A 3,300-nucleotide genomic window follows, 5' to 3' on the forward strand; every position below is an offset into this window, starting at 1 on the left:
ATCTTCCTGCAACTGTGGCATGTGGGGCGGTTGTCCCATCCCGACTTCCATAACGGCGAGTTGCCGGTGGCGCCTTCCGCCGAGCCTTTTGAAGGGCAAATCTGGAAAGTCGACCCCGCCACCGGGCAGGGCGCCATGGTCGATTGCCCGACGCCTCGCGCACTGACCCACGCCGAAATCCAGCAGATCGTCGAGGACTTCCGCCAAGCTGCGCGCCGGGCGATGCGTGCGGGCTTCGATGGCGTCGAGATTCACGGGGCCAACGGCTATCTGATCGACCAGTTCCTGCGCACCACCTCCAACACGCGTACCGATGAGTACGGTGGCTCGCGCGCCAACCGCCTGCGTTTTTTGCAGGAAGTGGTCGACGCAGTCAGCGAGGAAATCGGCGCCGAGCGCACCGCGATTCGCCTGGCGCCGTTCCTGACCGCGCGCGGCATGGCCTGCCCGGATATTCTGCCGACCATTCTTGAGGCGGCTCAGTATCTGCAAGGCAAAGGCATCGGCTATCTGCACTTGGTAGAGGCCGACTGGGATGACGCGCCGGTGTTTACCGAAGCCTTCCGCCAAGCGATACGTGCCCGCTTCAGCAACCCGATCATCGTCGCCGGCAACTACGACGTCCAACGTGCCGAGTGGGTCATCAGCCACGGCTACGCCGACCTTGTGGCGTTCGGCCGGCCTTTTGTGGCCAACCCGGACCTGCCATTGCGCCTGGCCCAGGACCTGCCCCTCGCCCCACTCGACCACGCCACACTGTTTGGCGGCAGCGCCAAGGGTTACAGCGACTACCCAACACTCACCACGGGAGAAGCCTGATGCGCACGCTGATGGCCGTCGCAGTACTAGCCGCTGCTGTCATGAGCCCGCTCGTCACGGCTGCCGAACCTGCACTGCTAACACCCAAGGTTCTCATTGCCGAGCCGGGCGCCAAGCCCACGCACATCCAGGCGCAGACCCTCGCAGCACGCCGCTACGCAACCTTCTGGTCATCCGGCGACCCGGCACTTGCGCGTGAAGCGTTGGCCGCCGATTTTATGGACCGGGCCTTGCCGCCAGGCCGCCCTCAAGGCCTCGCAGGCCCACTGGCGGCGTCGAAGGCTTTTCACGGCGCGGTACCTGACTTGCAGTGCGAGGTGCAACAAATGATTGTCAGCGGTGATCGGGTCGTTTCGCACCTGCGCTTCACCGGGCATTTCACCGGCACGTTCAACGGCGTGCAGGGCCAGGGGCAGGCGGTGAACTTCATTGCGACCGATATCTATCGCATCGCCGACGGCAAGATTGCCGAGAACTGGCACTTGGAAGATAACCTGACCTTTTTGCAGCAGATCGGGGTCATCAAGCCTTGAAACCGTCGGTAAAACCCGAGCGAATGGACAAACACTGTTGCCACATCAGGTATGAATCGGTCTTCATCCAACCCCGGTGAACTTCCACAGCGCCGCACCAGTCAGCTGAGAGGACTCTCATAAAACGGTGGGTGGGCGATGCAGATTTCGTTGCAGCAACAAGTGGCCCTGGTCACCGGCGCCAGCTCCGGCATTGGGGCAGGCGCGGCAAAGGCCCTGGCCGAAGCCGGTGCGGCGGTGGTGCTCAATTACAACTCTCAGGCGGCGCCGGCAGAAGCCCTGGCGGCGCAGATCAACGCCAGCGGCGGGCGTGCAATCGCCATTGGCGGCGACGTGTCCAAAGAGGCCGACGTCGAACGCCTGTTCGCGCAAACCCTTGATGCCTTCGGCCACCTGGATATCCTGGTGGCCAATTCCGGCCTGCAGAAAGACGCCAACCTGGTCGACATGACGCTCGACGACTGGAACACCGTGATCGGCGTCAACCTCACCGGCCAGTTTCTGTGTGCCCGGGCCGCCGTGCGTATTTTCAACCGCCAGGGTGTGCGTGACGGTGTGTCGCGGGCGGCCGGCAAGATCATCCACATGAGTTCGGTGCACCAGGTGATCCCCTGGGCCGGGCATGTGAATTACGCGGCGTCCAAAGGCGGCGTGGAAATGTTGATGCGCACCCTCGCCCAGGAAGTCAGCGAACAACGCATCCGCATCAACGGCATTGCGCCCGGGGCGATCCGTACCGCAATCAATCGCGCAGCCACCGAAGGCGCAGCGGAAAAAGAACTGCTCAAGCTGATCCCCTACGGTCGTGTGGGTGATGTGGAAGACGTCGCCAATGCGGTGGTCTGGCTGGCCAGCGATGCTTCCGACTATGTGGTGGGCAGCACCCTGTTTATCGATGGCGGCATGAGCCTGTATCCGGAGTTCCGTGGCAATGGTTGATTTCAACAACGAACCTCAGAGTGCCATCGATGCCCACGGCATCATCGGCGACATGCGCAGTGCGGCGCTGATCAACGACAAGGGCAGCATCGACTTTTTCTGCTGGCCGGAATTCGACAGCCCGTCGATCTTCTGTTCGCTGCTGGACACCCCCCAGGCCGGTGCCTTCCAGCTCACCCCTGACCTGCCCAACGCCCGCCGCGAGCAGATCTACCTGCCCGACACCAACGTGTTGCAAACCCGTTGGCTCAGCGACGAAGCCGTGGTGGAAATCACCGACTTGCTGGTGATCAGCGAAGACATCGACGACCTGCCGCTGCTGGTGCGGCGGGTGCGGGTGGTCAGCGGCAACGCAACCATTCACCTGCGCTGCGCCGTGCGCCATGACTATGCGCGCACGTCCACCCGGGCCAGCGCCGTGGACGGTAAGGTGCTGTTCAGCGCCGAAGGCCAACCCGGCCTCCTCCTCGCCAGCAGCCAGCCGTTGCAGATCAAAGACGCTGCAGCCGTCGCCACCTTCACCCTGGCTCAGGACGAAGGCGCCGAGTTTGTGCTCGGCGGTGAAGACGACGAACGCGTCGACAGCCGCTGCACCGACCTCGTCCTGGCGCACACCTTGAAATTCTGGCGCGGCTGGATCGCCCAATCCAACTACCGGGGGCGCTGGCGTGAAATGGTCAACCGCTCGGCCCTGGCGCTCAAGCTGCTGACCTCGCGCAAACACGGCGCAATCATCGCCGCTGCCACCTTCGGCCTGCCCGAGGCGCCCGGCGGCGAGCGCAATTGGGACTACCGCTACACCTGGATCCGCGACGCTTCGTTCACCGTGTATGCGTTCATGCGCCTGGGCTTTGTCGAGGAAGCCAACGCCTATATGCGCTGGCTCAAGGGCCGGGTCAGCGATTGCTGCGGCCAACCGACCAAAATCAATATCCTCTACGGCATCGACGGCCGCCAGGAACTGCCCGAAGCCACGCTTGCGCACTTGAGCGGCCACGGTGGCGCCCAG

4 protein-coding genes are annotated in these 3,300 nt (G+C 63.5%); all 4 read left to right on the forward strand.

The annotated features are described in order from the left end of the window. The coding region (locus HX803_RS30885; protein WP_178925875.1) for an alkene reductase at positions 1–819 on the forward strand (819 nt) is incomplete at its 5' end. Next, complete coding sequence (locus tag HX803_RS30890; RefSeq protein WP_178925876.1) at positions 819–1,352, forward strand: ester cyclase; 534 nt, start codon at positions 819–821, stop codon at positions 1,350–1,352. The genes HX803_RS30885 and HX803_RS30890, both read left to right, overlap by 1 nt. Positions 1,353–1,490: 138 nt before the next feature. Then, on the forward strand, positions 1,491–2,291 hold the full coding sequence (locus HX803_RS30895) for a glucose 1-dehydrogenase (protein WP_178925877.1): 801 nt from the start codon (positions 1,491–1,493) through the stop codon (positions 2,289–2,291). Further along, positions 2,284–3,300, forward strand: a 1,017-nt coding sequence (locus HX803_RS30900) for a glycoside hydrolase family 15 protein (protein ID WP_178925878.1), incomplete at its 3' end; no start/stop codon positions are given. The genes HX803_RS30895 and HX803_RS30900, both read left to right, overlap by 8 nt.

The organism is Pseudomonas sp. P7548 (genome assembly GCF_013386585.1).
Classification (GTDB): Bacteria; Pseudomonadota; Gammaproteobacteria; order Pseudomonadales; family Pseudomonadaceae; genus Aquipseudomonas.